This window comes from Jannaschia maritima, assembly GCF_030973515.1.
Lineage (GTDB): Bacteria > Pseudomonadota > Alphaproteobacteria > Rhodobacterales > Rhodobacteraceae > Jannaschia > Jannaschia maritima.
In genome coordinates this window covers 111,388-128,006 of the sequence record NZ_JARGZA010000008.1, presented here as the reverse complement: position 1 = coordinate 128,006, position 16,619 = coordinate 111,388, and the positions used below count along the sequence as shown (strand labels likewise).

The 16,619-nt window shown below is 72.6% G+C and carries 17 protein-coding genes; 1 reads left to right on the top strand and 16 read right to left on the bottom strand.

The window, feature by feature from the left end; genetic code table 11:
* Nucleotide 1: 1 nt before the first annotated feature.
* The 3 genes from P0084_RS09715 to P0084_RS09705 are packed head-to-tail and all read right to left on the bottom strand — an operon-like array spanning nucleotide 2 to nucleotide 1,409.
* Nucleotides 2-346, bottom strand: coding sequence for a succinate dehydrogenase/fumarate reductase transmembrane subunit (locus tag P0084_RS09715; protein ID WP_308916690.1), 345 nt, complete (start codon nucleotides 344-346; stop codon nucleotides 2-4).
* Nucleotides 347-348: 2 nt separating this feature from the next.
* Complete coding sequence (locus P0084_RS09710; RefSeq protein WP_308916644.1) at nucleotides 349-690, bottom strand: succinate dehydrogenase/fumarate reductase transmembrane subunit; 342 nt, start codon at nucleotides 688-690, stop codon at nucleotides 349-351.
* Nucleotides 687-1,409 carry a succinate dehydrogenase/fumarate reductase iron-sulfur subunit gene (locus P0084_RS09705; protein ID WP_308916643.1) on the bottom strand — a complete coding sequence of 241 codons (723 nt, stop codon included), beginning with the start codon at nucleotides 1,407-1,409 and terminating at the stop codon, nucleotides 687-689. The genes P0084_RS09710 and P0084_RS09705 overlap by 4 nt, the downstream gene beginning before the upstream one ends.
* Before the next feature lie 118 nt (nucleotides 1,410-1,527).
* On the opposite strand from P0084_RS09705, the gene P0084_RS09700 reads away from it, so the two are divergent.
* Complete coding sequence (locus P0084_RS09700; protein WP_308916642.1) at nucleotides 1,528-2,361, top strand: nitroreductase family protein; 834 nt, start codon at nucleotides 1,528-1,530, stop codon at nucleotides 2,359-2,361.
* A gap of 147 nt (nucleotides 2,362-2,508) precedes the next feature.
* Here the strand turns inward: P0084_RS09700 and P0084_RS09695 are convergent, their stop codons facing one another.
* The 13 genes from P0084_RS09695 to P0084_RS09635 all read right to left on the bottom strand — a co-directional run bounded on the left by P0084_RS09695 (nucleotide 2,509) and on the right by P0084_RS09635 (nucleotide 16,522).
* Nucleotides 2,509-3,336 carry a manganese catalase family protein gene (locus P0084_RS09695; protein ID WP_308916641.1) on the bottom strand — a complete coding sequence of 276 codons (828 nt, stop codon included), beginning with the start codon at nucleotides 3,334-3,336 and terminating at the stop codon, nucleotides 2,509-2,511.
* A 33-nt stretch (nucleotides 3,337-3,369) separates the two neighbouring features.
* Complete coding sequence (locus P0084_RS09690) at nucleotides 3,370-4,188, bottom strand: glycosyltransferase (RefSeq protein WP_308916640.1); 819 nt, start codon at nucleotides 4,186-4,188, stop codon at nucleotides 3,370-3,372.
* Complete coding sequence (locus P0084_RS09685) at nucleotides 4,185-4,754, bottom strand: methyltransferase domain-containing protein (protein WP_308916639.1); 570 nt, start codon at nucleotides 4,752-4,754, stop codon at nucleotides 4,185-4,187. The genes P0084_RS09690 and P0084_RS09685 overlap by 4 nt, the downstream gene beginning before the upstream one ends.
* Complete coding sequence (locus P0084_RS09680) at nucleotides 4,751-5,443, bottom strand: PIG-L deacetylase family protein (protein ID WP_308916638.1); 693 nt, start codon at nucleotides 5,441-5,443, stop codon at nucleotides 4,751-4,753. The genes P0084_RS09685 and P0084_RS09680 overlap by 4 nt, the downstream gene beginning before the upstream one ends.
* Nucleotides 5,436-6,458: an acyl-CoA dehydrogenase gene (locus P0084_RS09675; RefSeq protein ID WP_308916637.1), complete on the bottom strand. Its 1,023-nt coding sequence runs from the start codon at nucleotides 6,456-6,458 to the stop codon at nucleotides 5,436-5,438. Before P0084_RS09675 ends, P0084_RS09680 begins: the two co-directional genes overlap by 8 nt.
* 136 nt (nucleotides 6,459-6,594) lie before the next feature.
* Nucleotides 6,595-7,725: an N-acetylglucosamine-6-phosphate deacetylase gene (nagA, locus tag P0084_RS09670; protein WP_308916636.1), complete on the bottom strand. Its 1,131-nt coding sequence runs from the start codon at nucleotides 7,723-7,725 to the stop codon at nucleotides 6,595-6,597.
* Nucleotides 7,722-8,747 (bottom strand): SIS domain-containing protein, encoded by a 1,026-nt coding sequence (locus tag P0084_RS09665; RefSeq protein ID WP_308916635.1) that lies wholly within the window; start codon nucleotides 8,745-8,747, stop codon nucleotides 7,722-7,724. The genes nagA and P0084_RS09665 overlap by 4 nt, the downstream gene beginning before the upstream one ends.
* 76 nt (nucleotides 8,748-8,823) lie before the next feature.
* Nucleotides 8,824-11,580 (bottom strand): HAMP domain-containing methyl-accepting chemotaxis protein, encoded by a 2,757-nt coding sequence (locus P0084_RS09660; protein WP_308916634.1) that lies wholly within the window; start codon nucleotides 11,578-11,580, stop codon nucleotides 8,824-8,826.
* A gap of 119 nt (nucleotides 11,581-11,699) precedes the next feature.
* Nucleotides 11,700-12,350: a 3-oxo-tetronate 4-phosphate decarboxylase gene (gene otnC, locus P0084_RS09655; protein ID WP_308916633.1), complete on the bottom strand. Its 651-nt coding sequence runs from the start codon at nucleotides 12,348-12,350 to the stop codon at nucleotides 11,700-11,702.
* Complete coding sequence (otnK, locus tag P0084_RS09650) at nucleotides 12,347-13,609, bottom strand: 3-oxo-tetronate kinase (RefSeq protein WP_308916632.1); 1,263 nt, start codon at nucleotides 13,607-13,609, stop codon at nucleotides 12,347-12,349. The genes otnC and otnK overlap by 4 nt, the downstream gene beginning before the upstream one ends.
* On the bottom strand, nucleotides 13,606-15,099 hold the full coding sequence (locus P0084_RS09645; protein ID WP_308916631.1) for a tripartite tricarboxylate transporter permease: 1,494 nt from the start codon (nucleotides 15,097-15,099) through the stop codon (nucleotides 13,606-13,608). The genes otnK and P0084_RS09645 overlap by 4 nt, the downstream gene beginning before the upstream one ends.
* A gap of 3 nt (nucleotides 15,100-15,102) precedes the next feature.
* The gene (locus P0084_RS09640; RefSeq protein WP_308916630.1) at nucleotides 15,103-15,564 is read right to left on the bottom strand and encodes a tripartite tricarboxylate transporter TctB family protein; all 462 of its coding nucleotides are present in this window, start codon (nucleotides 15,562-15,564) and stop codon (nucleotides 15,103-15,105) included.
* 10 nt (nucleotides 15,565-15,574) lie between these two features.
* On the bottom strand, nucleotides 15,575-16,522 hold the full coding sequence (locus tag P0084_RS09635; RefSeq protein WP_308916629.1) for a tripartite tricarboxylate transporter substrate binding protein: 948 nt from the start codon (nucleotides 16,520-16,522) through the stop codon (nucleotides 15,575-15,577).
* Nucleotides 16,523-16,619 lie beyond the last annotated feature (97 nt).

Here is a 16,619-nt window from a genome sequence, read left to right as displayed (position 1 = left end):
GTCATACCGCCTGTATCAGGAACGTCCCGGCGATGCCGAAGGACAGGGCCGCGGCGCCCGCCGCCAGGGTCTTCTGGGGCGCGGACCAGGGCAGCCATTCCAGCGCCAGGAGGCGCAGGCCGCCGAACATGTGGACCGCCAGGCCGAAGACCAGGCCGAACTCCGCGACCTTGACGATCCCGTATTCGGTGAAGGCCAGGAACCCGTCCAACCGTCCCGGATCGCTGGCCGCCAGCGCCAGGACCCAGAAGTGGAACGGCAGGAACAGCGCCAGGAACAGACCCGACAGCCGGTGGACGAGATAGGCGATCCACAGCGGATGCGCCCGGTTCCTGTAGGCCGCCACGCTCATGCGGCGACCCCGTAGGTCACGGCCCAGACCGAATACCACCCCAGACACAGCAGCCCCACACCCACGGCCCACATGCCGACCTCCAACGCGGGTCCCTTCAGGCCGCCCCATTCGTAGGCGATGGCCCGCAGGCCGATGGCCGCATGGATCGCCACGGCCAGCGTGAACGACCCGTAGAACAGGAACCACACGACCGAGCCCTGCGTCCGGCCCAGGATCTCCGCCGCGCTCAACCCGCCCTGGATCGCGTAGATCATCACGCCCAGATGCACGAGCACGAAGGGCGCCATCAGCAGCGCGGTGATCCGCTGCGCCATGTACAGGCGCAGGCCGATCATCGCCGCCCCCAGGGCAGGGCGGCGCGCGCGGTTTCGCGCTTCAGGCCGGCGATGGCGGACATCGGGTCCAGCTCGTTGGGGCAGTAAGCTGTGCAGGATCCCATCGAATGGCAGTTGTGGCAGCCGCCCTTGCCGGACACGGCCTCCAGGATGGCGCGGCGCCCCTCGTCCTTCGCGTCGTTCAACAGCGTCCAGGCGCGCAGGAGCGGCGCGGGACCAAGGTAATCGGGGTTGCCGGCAACCGTGTCGCAGGCGGCATAGCAGACGGAGCAGTTGATGCACTCGATGCCCGCGTTCGCCTCCACCCGCGCGGCGGAGCCTTCGTCCACGGGGGCGATGGGGTCGTCGCGGGTGGCGGTGCCGTGATGGACGCCTTCGGCGGCGACCCATTTGTCGAAGAACGGGTCCATGTCGACCGCCAGGTCCTTTATGACCGGCAGGTTCCGCAGGGGACCGATGGCGACGGCGCCGTCTTCGACCACCTTCGAGATGTGGGTCCGGCAGGTCCAGCGGGGCACGCCGTTGACCATCATCGCGCAGGAGCCGCACATCCCCACCCGGCAGGCGAAGCGGTAGGACAGGGTGGGATCCGCGTTCTGCTGCACCCAGGACACGACGTCGAGCACGGTCTGGTTGCCGTACGCGGGCACGTCGAACGTCGACCGGGCGCCCGCATCCGCACCCCTGTCGATCGTGACCTTCAGCGTATCCACCGCCATCGCCTGCGCTCTCTTTCCGTCGGTAGGGAAACCATGGCACCCTATGCCTGAAAGGGTCGCTTAAGGGAAGCGATGGTTCCTTTCACGGATCGTAAGCTACGGTATCGGAGGCCATGGAATGGATGGATCGGATCTGCGGGATTCCCTGGCGGCACGCTTCGCGGATCCCCCGGACGTCCCGGACGACCTGCCCGGCGCGGACATCCTGGCCCGGCTGGCCGGGCATGCCTCCTGCCGCGCGTTCCGCCCCGATCCGGTTCCGGACGCGTGGCTGGACGTCCTGTGCGCCACGGCCCTGTCGGCCCCGTCCAAGAGCGACCTGCAGGGGCGCGACATCGTGGTCCTGCGCGACCCGGGACGGCGGGCGCGTCTGGCCGCCCTGGTATCAGGCCAGGCCTGGGTCGCGGACGCGCCGATGCTGGCCGTGTTCTGCGGCAACAACCGTCGGCAGCGCCTGCTGCACGAATGGCAGGGGGTCCCGTTCGCCAACGACCATCTGGACGCGTTCTTCAACGCGGCCTGCGACGCGGCGATCGCGCTCGGCGCCTTCGTGGCCGCGGCGCGGGCGATGGGGCTGGGCTGCTGCCCCATCAGCGCCGTGCGCAACGAGGCCGCGGCGGTGTCGGACCTGCTGGACCTGCCGGACCACGTGTTCCCGTTCGCGGGGCTGGCGATCGGCTTCCCCGCCGCGGCGTCCCCGATCTCGATGCGCCTGCCCTTGTCAGCGACGGTCCATGCCGACCGCTACCGCGAGGATGGCCTGCGCGAGGCGATCGCCGGGTACGATGCCGCGCGGCGCGCGGTCCAACCCTATGCCGTGCAGCGCGACGTGGCGCGGCACGGCGCGACGCCCGATTACGGCTGGTCCGACGACAAGGTCAGGCAATACGCCCTGCCGGAACGGGACGGGTTCGGCCGCTACGTCCGGTCCATCGGCTTCCGGCTGGACTGACCGCCGCCCCCGAAGGCGACGGTCCGATCCGGACGCATCCGGGCGGCGCATGGCGCGCCCGACGCCTTTGCAACGGTTCGGCCACGTCCGCCGCCCCGGGGGGAGCATGACACGGAACGGCGGGCCGGACCGCGGGGGCGATGCGGGCTACATCTGCTCCTTCTGGGCGGCGGAGTTCGGCCGGGCCTTGCCCAGATCGGGCTTCTGGCCCATCGGCGCCGCGGAATCCTTCGCGGTATAGGTCCCGCGCCCGTCCATCGCCCGACCACCGTTCGTCCACACGCCCTGCGGCGTCGGCTCGTCGATCGACGTGTTCAGGAAGTAGTACGAATGCTCCAGGTTCTCGTGGTCCTCCGGGATCGAGTTGGGGATCGGCAGGCACTTCTCGATGCCGCCCAGATCCTCGATCACCGCCAGCCATTGCTGCTGGTGCATCGTGTCCCGCGCGATCAGGAAGGACAGCATGTCCTTCATGCCGGCGTCGTTCGTCATGTTGTACAGGCGGCCGGCCAGCGTGCGGCCCGTCATCTCGGCCATGGCGTTGGCGAACATGTCGGCGGTGATGTTGCCCGATGCATAGACGTGGGACATGTCGAAGGGGACGCCGTTGGAGTTGACCGGCATCGCGGACAGCCCCGACGACAGGAGGTGCCGCGGGTTCATGCCCCCCATGATGGCGCCCACGACCATGTCCTGGGACGCGGCCTCCTGCGCCTCCAGGGGGGCGCCTTCCAGGTTCAGGGCGACGGCGTGGCCCAGGAACTCGATATGGGACAGCTCCTCCGTGGCGGTCATCATCAGCATGTCGCGATACTTCGCGTCGCCGCGCGCGCCCATGGCCTGGAACATGTACTGCATGGCGACGCGGATCTCGCCCTCGACGCCGCCGATGGCCTGCTGCAGCCACTTGGCGAAGACCGGATCCGGCGTGTCGACGCGAACCTCGTATTGCAGCTTGGCGGAATGATGGAACATGGTCTTTCTCCTGTCGTGTTGGGGTCGGGAAGGTCAGGTCGCGGCGGCGCGCAGGGCGTCGCGGCGCCCTTCGAGCGCGGCGCAGGCGTCGCGCAGGCGCGTCGTCTCGGGGTCCAGGTCGGACACGGCACGCCGGGCGATGGTGTCGGCCATGCCGCCCGCCGCGCGTCCCGTGGTGCGACAGGACGCGATCACGGCGGCGTCCCAGGGCCGCGCGACCCGCAGGCCCCGGGCCACCAGGGTCTCGGCCATGGTGCGGTCCTCGTGGCAGCGCAGGGGCACGAAGCCGCCCGTCGCGGCATAGGCCCCGGGCCGGAACGCGATCAGCGCGCCGGGGGATTGGTTGTGCCGCCGCGGGGGGTCCCACGCCAGGGCCGCGCCGATGCCCTCGATCTCGGCCAGTAGGGCGTCGTGGCGATCCTCCAGGATGCCGTGGCGGCGGACGTGGAGCGGCAGGGCCGCGAACTCGTCCGGGTCCGGCTCGACCCGCCCGAAGACCGCGTCGGCCTGGATCAGCGCGCGCCGCAGGGCCGTCATCGTGCCCGCGCCCAGCGTGCAATCGGCGTCGGTGGTCATGACGATCCGCGCGCGCGGGGCCCGGTCCAGGATGGCGGCCATGCCGATGCGCCGCGCTTCGCCCACGCCGCCCTGCAGCGCGGGCCGCTCGATCACCGCCGCGCCCGCGTCGCGGGCCACCGCGGCGGTCGCGTCCAGGCAGCCGTTCGCGACCACCAGCACCGCCACGCCCGCACGGCGCAGCGACGCGACCGCGCGGGGCAGGCGCGCGGCCTCGTCCCGGGCGGGGATCACGGCCACGGCGTCCGATCCGGCCAGCCGGTCCGCGCCGATCACCGGGGCACCGCCACGTCGATCCGGAACGCCCCGTGGTCGTAGGTCACGACGTCGTCGCGCCCCAGCCCCCGCAGGAACAGGGCCAGCGCGTCGCGGCCCCGCATCTGCCCCGCGCCCGTGTCGCCCAGCCAGGTGACACAGACCACGTCCGCGCGGCGGTGGGCCCGCACGCGCCGCGCGAGGTCGGCGATGCCCTTCTCGTCCAGGAAATAGAGCACCTCGCTCACGACGATCAGGTCGTGGTCCCCGGCGGGCAGCGGGCAGGGCAGGAAGGCGTGGACGAAGCGCACCTCCGGCAGGACCGTCCGCGCCGCCGCGAGCGCGGCCCCCGCGGCGTCGAGGCCCACATAGGCGTCGCAGCGCCGCACCAGGCGGCGGGCCAGCTCGCCGTTGCCGCAGCCCAGCTCGAGCGCGGAAACGTAGCGCGCCCGCGGCAGCGCCATGCCGACGGCCCCCATCCGCCCGATCTCGTAGGGCGACGTCCGGAAGTCCCAGGGATCGTCCGTCCGCGCATAGAGGTCGTCCAGCCGCGCGCGCGGCACGGCGGTGACGGCGGGGGGCGTCACGACGCCACCGCGAAGAAGGGTTCCGGTCCGGCGACGAAGTGGTCCGCGAAGCCGGGCGGCATCGCGAACCCGTCGGGGTCGTCGCGCACGACGCGGCCCCGCTGGCTGGCATGCGCCGCGATGGCCGCCGCCTTGCGGGCGCGGTGCCGGGGCGCGTCGAAGCGCAGGGGCGTCCCGTTCCAGGGCACGGGCGCCGTGCCGCCGCCGATCCAGCGCGACCAGATCGGGTACAGCAGCAGGCGCAGACCGGGGCGCATCGCCGCCACCGCCCGCGCCGCCCGCGCGCCCGCGTCGTGGTCGCAATGCGGATCGAGCGGCGAGGGCGCGACCAGCACGGCCGCGCCGAGGCGGTCGACCAGCGCGGCCAGGGTGCGCGCGGGATCCTGCCCCGGCCCGTGGACGCGGTGCGCGCCCGCGTCCGGCAGGTCCAGGAAGGTCACGTCGCGATCCGTTCCGCCCAGACGGGCGATTGCGGCGCGCATCTCGTGCCGCCGGATGGCGGCCAGCCGCGCGGGCGGATGGGTCCGCGACCGGGGATGCGACGCCGCCCCGTCGGTCAGGCAGGCCACGTGCGCCCGCCCGCCGCCGCACCACAGGTCGGCCAGCAGCATCCCGCAGCCCAGCGACTCGTCGTCCGCATGCGGGGCCAGGACCAGGACGGGCCCGTGCGGGGAGGTCAGGTCATCCATGCCACAGCCCCGAAAGCGGACCGTGCCACCCCAACGCGATGGTCCCGGCACGCTGCTCGAACGCGTCGCGCGCGGCCTGGCGGCAATAGGTCGCCAGGTCCCGCGCGATCCGTCCCGTCTGCGAGCCTTCGGCGAAATGCGCCAGCCCCACGGACCGCTCCACCCCGGCGACGGCGTCCTGGGCCAGGTCCTCCGTCAGCAGGCGGGCCTGCAGCGACAGGGCGACGGCGCGATCGGGGTCGGCCGTTCCCGCCGGTCCGTCCGCCACCGCGGCGGCGCGCTCGACCAGCCCGCAGGCGGCCATGGCGCGCGCGACCAGGGGCGACAGCCGGGCGACCTGCGCGTCCGCGCCCAGGCGGCCCTGGGTCGCCAGCCAGTCGCGCGCCGCCCCCAGAAGACCCAGCGTGCCGCCCACCTGGCAGGCCGCGATGCGCCACACGCCGCCCAGGAACGACGGCTCGCGGAAATAGTCCCCGGGCCCGCCCAGCCAGTCCGCCCGCAGCCCCGTCAGGTCGCAATCCCCCGACAGGGTGGCGCGCATCCCCTGCATGGCCCAGGTGCCGGGCCGGTGACGCGCCGCATCCGACACGTCCACCACCGCCAGGCGGCATTCCCCTCCCTGCCCGACCGTGACGACCGCGCGTGCGACGGAGCCCAGGCCGCTGCAGTACCGCTTGGCCCCGGACAGCCGCCGGCCCCGCGCGGCGACGGGCGCCGTGCCGTCCGCGCCCCACACCCCGTGGAGGATGCCGGGCGCCGGCGGGTCGCCGCCCAGCAGATGGATCAGGCGCACCGCGTTGACGTGCCCCTCGTACAGCCGGGCGAGCGGGAGGTTCGCCTCCGCCACCGCGATCAGGGCCCGCACGAGGTCGGGCCCGGTCAGATCGCCCGCACCCGACGCCAGCAGACGGGTGACGGAGCCGTCGATGGGACGGCCCGTATCCTCCGGACGTGCGGCATCGGCGAGCGCGGCCAGGAGGTCCGCGCCCGGGGGGCAGATCGACGTATCGAGCATGGGTTCACACAACGTGTATCAACGTCATTTGGCACCTAGAAGCGCCGTTCGGCCCGGCAATGTTCCCCGATCTTTGAAAATGTTAACCATCCGACAGGGGCGATTAACGCCGACGCCGCATGCCGGACGACGCGGATCAGGGGACGGGGACCGGGCCCGACAGATCCCCCCGGATGCGGATCACGTCGCACAGGGCGGTGTGCCCGGGGACTAAGCGGCCCGCGGCCATCCCGGCGAGGGCGGCGGGACCGCGCGTCGCGGCGGCAAGGGCGTCGGCCAAGGGCACCCCCGCCCGCTCCACCAGGATGCGCACGGCACGGGTCAGGTCCAGGTCCGCGCCGGCCAGCGTCCCGTCTGCCAGCCGCAGGCCACCGTTCCGCCGTTCGACCGGACGGCCGCCCAGGTCGAACCCGGTCCGCTCGGTTCCCGCGACCGCCATCGCGTCGCTGACCAGGAACAGCGTGCCCGGTCCGGCCTTCGCGGCCCAGGCCGCGCGCATCGTGGCGGGGTGGACGTGGAGCCCATCGGCGATCAACCCCGCGGACAGCCGCCCGTCCGTAAGGGCGGCCCCGACCAGACCGGGCCGACGGCTTCCGAGCTGGCTCATGGCGTTGAACAGATGGGTGGCGCAGCGGGCGCCCGCGGCCACGTGGGCGATGCAATCCTCGAACGGCGCGTCCGTGTGCCCCAGGGACACCAGGATGCCCGCGTGGGCCATGGCGCGGGTCTGGTCGGGCGTCACGCCCTCCGGCGCGACCGTGACCTTCAGGACGGGCAGGTCCCGCTTGGCTCGCAGCAGGACGGCCAGATCGGCGTCGGTCATCGGACGGATAAGGCCCTCGTCGTGCGCCCCCTTCCGCGCGATCGACAGATGGGGGCCTTCCAGGTGCAGCCCGGCGATGCCCGAGACGCCCTCGGCCATCGCGGCCCGGGTCGCATCGATGGCCGCCGCCGTCGCCGCCGGGGTGTCGGTAATCAGCGTGGGCAGGATGCGGACCGTTCCCATCGTCCGGTGGGCCCGCGCGATGCGGGCCAGCGCCGCGGCGGACGGGTCCGCGTTCAGCATGACGCCGCCGCCGCCGTTGACCTGCAGGTCGACATAGCCGGGCGACAGCACGTCGCCCCCCAGATCGACCACCCGGTCCCCCGTGCGCGGGGCATCGGCCAAACCGTGGAACGTGCCGCCCTCGAACCGGGCGCAGGGGCCGTCGTGCAGCGCCGCTCCGTCGAAGACGCGCCCGCCCGCGAAGGCCAGCGGCGCGGTCATACGGTCGCCGTCACCTTGCGCAGGTAACGGGGGCGGTCCGGATCGATGCCGCGCGCGCGGGCCACCGTTTCCACCATGGCGTAGAACGACACCACGGCCGCGATCGGATCGGTTAGGCCGTGCCCCGTGCGGACATGCGGCAGCACCGTCGCGCGGGTCGCGCGGGCCGTCGTCGCGAACGCGCGCGCACCCTTGTCGACCAGCCCGTCCGCTACGCGCGCCACGTCCGCCTCGGCGGCGTCCGCGGCCGCGAAGGCGATCACGGGAAAGCCGTCGCCCACGATCGAGACGGGGCCGTGCAGGACCTCCGCCGAGGAATAGCTCTCGGCATGGATCCGGCAGGTCTCCTTGAACTTCAGGGCGGCCTCGTTGGCGATGGCCCAGGACGGTCCGCGTCCGATGGTGAACAGCGACCGCCCGTCAACCGCCGCCGCCGCCTCGCCCCAGTCGCACCGCGTCGCGTCCTCCAGGCGACGGGGCAGCGCCGCGATCGCGTCCAGCAGGCCCGCGTCCCCCGCCACCTCCGCCACCAGCCAAAGGCCCGCCACCGCGGAGGTGACGAAGGTCTTCGTGGCCGCGACGCTCGTTTCCGGGCCGGCATGGATCGGCAGGACCGTCCGGGCCGCGGCGGCGAGGTCGGAGCCGGGGTCGTTCGTCAACGCGACCGTGTGCGCCCCGCCCCGTTCCAGCGACGCGGTCATCCGCACGATGTCGGGGCTGGCCCCCGATTGCGATACCGCCAGCGCCACCGCCCCCCGGCATCGCAGATCGACGCCATAGACGGAGGTCACGGACGGTCCGACCGAGGCCACCGGCCGTCGCAGGATCAGCTCGGACGCATATTTCAGGAACGTGCAGGCGTGGTCCGAAGACCCCCGAGCGACCGACAACAGGAAGGGCGGGTCGAGGTCGCGGATGGCGGCGGCGGCGGCGGCGATCGCGGGCGCGCCCCGGCTCAGGAGGCGGTCGACGGCATCGGGGATCTCGCGCACCTCGCGGTGCATCTGCGTGGGCTCGGCCATGGGGTCCCGTATCCATGATGGCGGGGGTCCCCCCCACAGGACGACAGGGCGCGGGCGATGGCAACCCGGGCGCCCGTCAGGCCGCGCGCGCCTCGGTCCCCGGCTCCAAGCCGCTCACGTGAAACCGGCCCGCGATCTCCGCCAGGCGGCGCGATTCCTTCGTCAGAGCGATGCCCGCGGCGGCGGTCTCCTCGCTGACGGCGGCGTTGTGCTGCGTCGCCTGGTCCAGCTCGTCGATGGCGCGGCTGATCTCGCCGATGTTCTTCGACTGCGCCTGGGACGCCGCCGCGATGGCCTCCACCTCCGTGCTGATGGAGGTGACGGAATCGATGATTCCCGACAGGGCGTCGCCCGCCTCCGATACCTGGGTGACGCCGGTGGTGATCTGGCCGTTCGTCGTTCCGATCAGTTCCGCGATCTCGCGCGCGGCGTCGGACGACCGCCCCGCGAGCGACCGGACCTCGGTCGCCACCACGGCGAAGCCACGCCCCTGCTCGCCCGCGCGGGCCGCCTCCACGCCCGCGTTCAGCGCGAGCAGGTTCGTTTGGAACGCGATGTCCTCGATCAGATCCACGATCCGGCTGATGGATCGCGACGACGCCTCGATGTCGGTCATCGACGTCACCGCATCCAGCACGACGCGGCGGCTGCGCTCCGCGTGGTCCCGGGCCAGGCGCACGATCCGGTCGGCCTCCTCCGCCCGCGTCGCGGATCCGCGCGCCGATTCCGCCAGCACCCCGATGGAACGGGCCGTCTCCTCCAGGGTGGATGCGCCCAGCTCCGTCCGGCGCGAGATCTCGGACGCCGAGGCCGCCACCTCGCCGGACGTGTGGTCCACGGCGTTGGCGCTGGCGGTCAGCGCCGCGATCAGGTCGGACAGCGCGCGGACAGCGCTGTTGAAGTCGTGGCGCAGCGGCTCGTAGGCCTCGGGGAACGGATCCGCGATCGCGACGCCCATGTCGCCCTGCGCCAGCCGTCCCAGCGATCGGGCCAAGGTGCCGACGATCCGATCCTGCTCCGCGGCGTGCGCGGCGCGCGTGGCCTCCGCCTCGTCGCGCAGGCGTTCGCGCTCCGCGATCTCGGCGGCCTCGCGCGCCTGCTCGGCCTGCTCGCGCTCCAGCGCGGCGGCGCGGGCCGCCTCCTCCCGAGCCTGCGCGTCCTGCTCGGCCTGGCGCTCCGCTTCGCGCTCCGCGGCCTCGCGCTCGCGCTCCTCCCTTTGCATCCGAGCGCGTTCGATCAGACCGTCGCGGAACACGTCGAGCGCGGTGGCGATGCGCCCGATCTCGCCCGTGGTGCCGAAGCCGCGCACTTCCGCAAGGTCGCCGTCGGCCATGCGCTCGGTCACCCGCGACAGACGCAGGAGGGGCTTCACGATCCAGAACCATCCGATGACCGCGGCCATGGCCATGATCGCCACGCTGGCCAGCACGATCGCACGCATCTTCGGGGCCATCGCGTTCGCCTGCGACACCAGGGCGTCGCTTTGCGTGACGATCCGGTCGGTGGCGCCCCTGCCGATCGCGTCCGCGACCGCGCCCATCTCCGTCAGGACGGTCGTGGCCTCCGCCGAGACCTGCGCCGCGCGGGCATCGCTGAGCAGTTCGGTCGCGCGCGACGGGATCACGCCCTGCGGGCCGATCGCCAGCGACCGCAGCATGCGGGCCGTTCCGCCGAGGACCGGCGTCTCGCCCATTTCGACGATATGGTCGTTCAGCGCCTTCAGTTCGGCGGTCATCGCGCCGCGCAGATCGCGCAGCGCCACGGCGTCGCCGGCCTGACCCGCGCGAAGCGCCAGTGCGAACGTGCTCTGGAGCCGCCGTTCCAGCATCGTCACGTCGTGCATCGCCACGACGCCGCTGTTCACCAGCTCGCGGATGCGCGCCTCGTTCTTGTCCGACGTCCGACCGATCCGGCCGTTCATCAGCCCGGCGACCCCGCGGACCGCATCCCCAAGCCTGACCTCCGCTCCCGCCAGGATCGACAGGATGTCGGCGCGGAACGCATCGCCCCCGCGGTAGCCCGACATCCGCTCGGCGGCGGCATGGTCGATCAGGTCGCGCAACGGCGGCGCAAATACGACCAGGCCCGGCTGTGCCTCGAGCGCCGCGATCGACGTCTCCAACTCCGCGATCGTGCGTTCGATCGCCGCGTCCGCCTCCGCCCGCAGGTCCGGTTCCTGGACGCTCATCCGGGCGGTGACATACGCCACCAGCGCGGCGGCCCGCCCCCGAGCGGACTGGATCGCCTCCATCATCTCGAACTCGTCGACCACGACCTCCTCGAAGGTCGATCGGATCTGCCGCGCGTCGCGGCGGCCCTGCGACGTCTGCAGGACGTCCGTGTCGTCGACCAGGACCTCGATCTGCCTTTGCGCCTCGGCGACGTGCAGGCCGAACCGTCGCAGGCTGTCGTCGCGCTGATCGCGGGCGAGGAACATCTCGGCGCGGACGTCGCGCATCTCCAGCAGGGACGCTTCCGCGCGGGCGTGCATCTCCAGGAGGTCGGGCGCGGGCCGGGGCAGACGGGCGATGCGGTCCGCCAAGCCTTCGGACACCGCGAGCGCCTCCTCCACCGCCGCGTCCAGCGTTTCGACCGTCGAGGCCAGGATGATGTAGTTCAGCCGTTGCGTCAGCAGGCCCGCGTGGTGGGACACCGCCGTGCCGGCGTGCAGCTCGGGCAGGTCGGTGGCCTGGAACCGTTCCAGCGCGCCGGTGAGGTCGCGGACGGTCGCGAACGACACGGCGATCGCCGCGGCCGTCATCGCCGCCATGCCCAGGACGGACAGCGCAAGCTTCACCGCGATGCTGCCGCGGACCATGTTCAACGTCTTCATCGGCCTCTCCCGCAGGGCGGGCGGCGTGTCATGCCAACCGGTCAGCGCGCATCGCCGCGTCGCCCGACCTAGCGGCGAGATCCCAACAGGAGGTTACCGGCGCGCGCCCGACGCGGCGGTCAGCCGTCCCATTCGACGTCGAAGCGGTCCACCACCGCGCGGACCTGCGCGGCATCCAGCATCCGGGGCGACAGGCCGCGCGTCAGCAGGGCCAGGCGCGCGGTGTCCTCCAACTCCTCCACGGCGTTGCAGGCGGCCTCCACGTCGGCGCCGGCGACCACGGGGCCGTGGTTGGCCAGCATCACCGCGGACCGCCGACCAGCCAGGCCGCGCACGGCCTCGCCCATCTCAGGATCGCCCGGAAGGAAGAACGGAAGGAGCTTCACGCGCCCCACCTTCATGATGCCGTAGGGCGTCAGCGGCGGCAGAAGGTCGTCGGCATCCGCGTCCGGCATCATGGACCAGGCGACCGAGTGGCACGAATGCAGATGCACCACCGCGCCCGCCGACGCGCGGGTGTCGTAGAACGCGGCGTGCAGCGGCATCTCCTTGGTCGGGGGGTCGCCCGCGACGTGGGTCCCGCCCGCGTCGAAGCGCGACAGCCGCCCCGGATCCAGCCGCCCGAAGCTGGTGCCCGTCGGGCTGACCAGCAGGCCGCCGTCCTCTGTGCGGGCGCTCAGGTTGCCCGTGCTGCCGCCCGTCAGGCCGCGGTCGAACATCGACTTCGCCAGCAGGCAGATCGATTCGCGCAACCGGGCCTCGGCGGTCACGAGGTCGCCTGCGCGTCGGCGAAGAACGTTTCCGCCCCGAAGTTGCCGGACTTGAGCGCGAGCGCGATCCGCCGGCCCCCGCTGTCGCAGAAGGTCCAGGGCACGCCGGGGGCGATCTCCGGGCCGATGTCCAGGCGCGTGACCCCCAGGGCCTGCGTGACCGCGCCCGACGTTTCGCCGCCCGCGACCACGAACCGGCCCGCGCCCGCGTCGCGGGCCGCGACCGCGCAGGCGGCCAGCGCGGCCTCGACCAGGGCGCCCGCCTCCGCGGCGCCCAAACGGTCCTGCGCCGCGCGCACCGCGTCGGGCGGGGCGGTGGCGTAGATCAGCGGCGCACGCGTCAGATCCTGCGCCGCCAGCCAGTCCAGCGCAGGGCCGGCCCCGTCCCCCGCCAGCGCCAGGGGATCCAGCCGATAGGACGGCGCGCCGCCGTCGCGATGGGCGGCCACCTGCGCGTTCGTCATGGCCGAGCAGCTTCCCGACAGCACGACCGTTCCGCCGCCGACCCCCGCCCCGGGCGCGGGCGCGCGGTCGCGGTCCAGCAGACCGTCCGCGCGGTAGAGGTCGGGCAAGGGCATCGCCAGCGCCGACCCCCCCGTCAGCAGCGCCATGTCCCGGCAGGCGGTGGCGATCGCGCGCAGGTCCTCGTCCGTGACGGCGTCCATCACGACGTGGGCCGCCCCCTGCCCCGCCAGGTCCGCCAGCGCCCCCGCGACGGCGTCGGGGCCCCGCGCGACGGTCGGCCGGTCCACCAGCCCCACCCCTTGCGTCACCTGCGGGGTCAGCAGGCGCGTCAGGTCGCTGTCGCGCATGGGCGTCAGCGGGTGGTCCCGCATCGGGCTTTCCGCCAAGGGCTGCCGCCCCACGAACAGGGTGCCCATGAAGACCCGGCGCCCGTTCTCCGGAAAGGCGGGGGCGTATATCGTCTGGGCCGCACCCAGATCGTCCAACAGCGCCTCCGCCACCGGGCCGATGTTGCCGTGGGCCGTGCTGTCGAACGTGCTGCAATACTTCCAGAAGAACCGCTCCGCCCCGGCGCGCCGCAACCAGGCCAGCGCGGCGCGCGCCTGTGCTACCGCGTCGGGGGCGGGCGCCGTGCGGATCTTGAGGGCGATCACCTCGAACGGGGCCGGATCGGCGGACGGCCCGTCCGGCACGCCGATCCGCAGCGACACCTTCGCCCCCGACCGTGCCAGCAGGCCCGCCAGGTCAGTGGCCCCCGTGAAGTCGTCCGCGATGCAACCCAGGATCGCCGTCATGCCGTCCCCCTCCTGCGCGCCAGCCCCGCCCGGACCATCGGGACCGCCAGCGCCACGACGGCCACGATCCCCAGCACCAGCGCGATCGGATGGCCCGTAAAGAACGCCGGGAAGCTGCCATCCGTTAGAATCAGCCCCTGCCGCAGCGTCAGTTCCAGCGTGGGGCCCAGGACCATGCCGATCACCAGCGGCGCCATCGGAAAGCCCTGCCGCCGCAGGACGAAGCCGAACACCCCGGCCGCCCCCATCACCAGCAGGTCGAACGTATTGCCCCGCACGAAGTAGATCCCCACCGCGCATAGCAGCACGATCGCGGTCATCATGAACGCCTCGCGCACGCGCAGGATGGGGGCGGCCACGCGCGACAGCAGCATCCCCAGCGGCAGCAGCAGCAGGTTGATGACGAAGAAGCCCGCGAAGATCGCCGCGATCAGCACGGGGTCGTCCTCCACCAGCCGGGGCCCCGGCGTGATGCCGTGCAGCGTCAGGGTGGCCAGCATCACCGCGGTGATGGCGTCGCCCGGGATCCCCAGCGCCATCGTGGGCACCAGCGCCCCCCCGGTGACGGCGTTGTTCGCCGCCTCCGACGACACGATGCCGTCGGGCTCGCCGGTGCCGAAGGCGTCGCGGTTGGGCGAGGACCGCCGCCCTTCGGCATAGCTGATGAACGCCGCCGTCGCCGCCCCCGTGCCCGGCAGGACGCCGATCACGTTGCCGATGGCGACCGACTTGCCCAGGTTCCCCAGCCGCCCGCGCCACATCGCCCGGGTGGGCAGGCGCACGCCGCGGAAGTCGATCAGCTCCGACACGCGGGTGATGGGACCCGCGGCGCGGATCAGCACCTCCGACAGGGCGAAGACGCCGATCACGACGGCGAGCAGGTTGAAGCCCGCGAACAGCTGCCACTGCCCGAAGGTGAACCGCATCTCGCCCAGGATCGGATCGCCGCCCACCGTGGACAGGAAGATGCCGATCGTCCCCGCCAGCAGCCCCTTCACCACCGACCCCGTGGATACCGACACGATGCAGGTCATGCCCAGGAGGATCAGGGCGAAGGTCTCGATCGGCCCGAACTCCAGCGCGAAGGCGGCCAGTTGCGGGGCCAGGAAGATCAGCACCACCGCCGACACCAGGCCGCCCGCGACGGACGCCACCGTGGCCCATCCCAGCGCCAGCCCCGCCTCGCCCCGCTGCGCCATGGGGTAGCCGTCCAGGCAGGTCGCGGCCGATTGCGGGGTTCCGGGCGTGTTGATCAGGATGGCCGCGATCGACCCGCCATAGACGGAGCCCGCATAGACGGCGAGCAGCAGCAGGATCGCCGGTGCCTGCCCCATCGTCAGCGTGAACGGCAGGACGATGGCCACCGCGACCGTGGACCCGATCCCCGGCATCGCCCCCAGGACGATCCCCAGCACGGTGCCCAGAACCAAGACCAGGATCCCTTCCAGGCCGAACAGGATCGCCAGGGCGGCGGGAAGGGATTCGATCATCGCCTAGAACAGGTACGTGAACCGGGACGTCGGCAGCGGCATGCCCAGCCCGTGGTTGAACAAGGCCACCAGCGCGCCCGGCACCGCCACCGCGAAGGCCGCGACGACCAGGGGGTTGCGGATCCCGAAGGCGGGCAGGCAGACCAGCGCGAAGACGACGGAGGGGACGAAGAACCCTTCCCACGCGATGGCGTTGGCATAGACGACGATCGCCAGCAGCACGACGCCGATGCGGGTCCAGCTGGCGATCGGGGCCACCCCCTCCCCCGCCAGGACCGCTTGGACCAGCGCGGCCAGCGCAAGCGCGGCCCACAGCCCCAGGACGATGCGGGGGAAGAACATCGGCTGCTGCGCCACGTCCCCGCCCCCGCTGAACGTTTGGCCGAACGTCGACGCGAACAGGGCCACCGCCACGATCAGAAGCGCCAGCAGCACCAGCACCCGTTCGGAGGCCGCGGCCCTCACGCGGGTGCCGTCACAGGCCGGCCGCGTCGATCAGGACCTGGTTCGCCTCGTACTGGTCGCGGAAGAAGGCGTCGAACTCCTCGCGGCCGCGATACCGGATGACGGTGCCCGAGCTTTCGGCGAACTCGGCGAAGCCTTCGCTGTTCACCGCCACCTCGCAGGCTTCCTCCAGGATGTCGGCCAGATCCTCGTCCAGGCCCGCGGGCGCGAACAGGCCGCCCCATAGGTACAGCTCGTTCAAGGGCGCCTCGATGCCGACCTCCGTGGCGGTGGGCACGTCGGGATAGTTCTCCAGCCGTTCGCTGTTGAACACGACCAGGGGGCGAAAGTCGCCGCGCTGCATCAGGACCTCCGTGTCGCCGAAGAACTGGATGTTGCCCGCCGTCAGCTCCTTGATCGCGGGGCCGGAGCCTTGGAACGGCAGGTGCTTCATCTTGTCCAGGATGCCCAGGCCCGCGAAGGCCGCCACCGTGGTCAGGTGCGTCATCGCCCCCGGGCCGGAGGATCCATAGACGTACTCGCCCGGAGCCGCGTTCACCGCCTCCACCACGTCGTCCATCGTTTGGAACGGACTGTCCGCGTTCACGAACAGCATCGACGGGCTCGCGGCGACCGAGCAGATCGGCGTCCAGCTATCCACGCCGTAGGGGACGTTCTTGATCTGGGGCTGGATCGTGCTGACCGTGACGGAGAAGTATCCCAACTGGTACCCGTCCGGCCGCTGCCCCTGCAGCGCGCTGGCCGCGACCGTGCCGGACCCGCCCGCCATGTTCGACACGAACACGTCGCCGCCGATGGCCTCCGCGAAGTGGGGGGCCAGGCCGCGCAGCAGCAGGTCCGTGCCGCCGCCGGCGTTGAAGGGGGCGACCAGGTTGATCGGGCGTTCGGGGAAGTCCTGCGCCGCGGCGGGCAGGGCCAGCGCCGCGCCGAGCAGGACGGAAAGGGTCTGCGTTCTCATGGTGGTATCCTCCCAGATCGCCGCAGCGTGGCATCCGCGGGCCCGGGGGTCAACGCGACCGTCGGACCGATCCCCGAGGATCGGGACGCAGGGGCAC

Coding starts and splice junctions, on each gene's coding strand:
- P0084_RS09710 (WP_308916644.1), bottom strand. CDS start 690: ATGATCGGCCTGCGCCTGTACATGGCGCAGCGGATCACCGCGCTGCTG.
- P0084_RS09705 (WP_308916643.1), bottom strand. CDS start 1,409: ATGGCGGTGGATACGCTGAAGGTCACGATCGACAGGGGTGCGGATGCG.
- P0084_RS09700 (WP_308916642.1), top strand. CDS start 1,528: ATGGATGGATCGGATCTGCGGGATTCCCTGGCGGCACGCTTCGCGGAT.
- P0084_RS09695 (WP_308916641.1), bottom strand. CDS start 3,336: ATGTTCCATCATTCCGCCAAGCTGCAATACGAGGTTCGCGTCGACACG.
- P0084_RS09680 (WP_308916638.1), bottom strand. CDS start 5,443: ATGGATGACCTGACCTCCCCGCACGGGCCCGTCCTGGTCCTGGCCCCG.
- P0084_RS09675 (WP_308916637.1), bottom strand. CDS start 6,458: ATGCTCGATACGTCGATCTGCCCCCCGGGCGCGGACCTCCTGGCCGCG.
- nagA (WP_308916636.1), bottom strand. CDS start 7,725: ATGACCGCGCCGCTGGCCTTCGCGGGCGGGCGCGTCTTCGACGGAGCG.
- P0084_RS09665 (WP_308916635.1), bottom strand. CDS start 8,747: ATGGCCGAGCCCACGCAGATGCACCGCGAGGTGCGCGAGATCCCCGAT.
- P0084_RS09660 (WP_308916634.1), bottom strand. CDS start 11,580: ATGAAGACGTTGAACATGGTCCGCGGCAGCATCGCGGTGAAGCTTGCG.
- otnK (WP_308916632.1), bottom strand. CDS start 13,609: ATGACGGCGATCCTGGGTTGCATCGCGGACGACTTCACGGGGGCCACT.
- P0084_RS09645 (WP_308916631.1), bottom strand. CDS start 15,099: ATGATCGAATCCCTTCCCGCCGCCCTGGCGATCCTGTTCGGCCTGGAA.
- P0084_RS09635 (WP_308916629.1), bottom strand. CDS start 16,522: ATGAGAACGCAGACCCTTTCCGTCCTGCTCGGCGCGGCGCTGGCCCTG.